This is a genomic window from Campylobacter sp. 107, from assembly GCF_002383835.1.
Classification (GTDB): Bacteria; Campylobacterota; Campylobacteria; order Campylobacterales; family Campylobacteraceae; genus Campylobacter_D; species Campylobacter_D jejuni.
Genome location: NZ_NXBA01000072.1, coordinates 1 through 694 on the forward strand (window position 1 = coordinate 1; position 694 = coordinate 694).

The 694-nt window shown below is 24.4% G+C and carries 1 protein-coding gene and 1 pseudogene; both read left to right on the plus strand.

Going from position 1 to position 694, the window contains the following annotated elements; translation table 11 throughout:
• A partial coding sequence (locus BGS40_RS07500; protein ID WP_096738569.1) for a hypothetical protein occupies positions 1-440 on the plus strand: 440 nt, incomplete at its 5' end.
• A gap of 44 nt (positions 441-484) precedes the next feature.
• Positions 485-694: pseudogene (locus tag BGS40_RS07505) on the plus strand (methyltransferase); the annotation flags it as partial.

Genomic DNA, 694 nt, shown 5'->3' on the forward strand with positions numbered 1-694 from the left:
GAGGATGTTCTTATAAATATATGGATCCGCAGTATTATGAGTTTAAGAAGTTGTGTAAAGATAATAGTAATAAAATGATAGTGTTTAATAAAGATTATTTGGATTTAAAAAAACAATTTATTCAAGCTATGATGAATAATTCTAATATTAGAATTAAAAATAATGGTATAAAATATTTTTATAATGAAAAATTGAATTTGGAAATTCAACCTTCAAATTGGAAAGAAATAGAAACTAAATCACGCGAAATTAAACTTGGAATAGGAAAAGTAAAAGAAAAAGAAATAGAAGCTTGGTATATTGATGATAAAAATAACATTAAGTATCAAGAATTTAAACGATATTTGTATTATAATTATAATATATTTTTAAGAGGCGATGAGGGTGCTGGGTTTCATTTTGAATATGAGGAAATATTAGATTGTGAAGATGTTAGATAAAAAATTAGAAAGATAATTTGAGATTTAGATTTTTGGAATAACAAATGAGTAAAAACATTAAAACACAAGAAGCTAAATTAGACTTAATCACTAAATTCTTAGACTATGCTAATGTAGCTGATGCAAGTTATGCGATGCTACATTGGATTGATTATGTAAAAAAAGAAAATGACAAAAAACATGAAAATGGTGATACCCAAAAACTAGGTGATAAACATAATAATCAAAATTCTACCTATGCAAGAGCTATACAA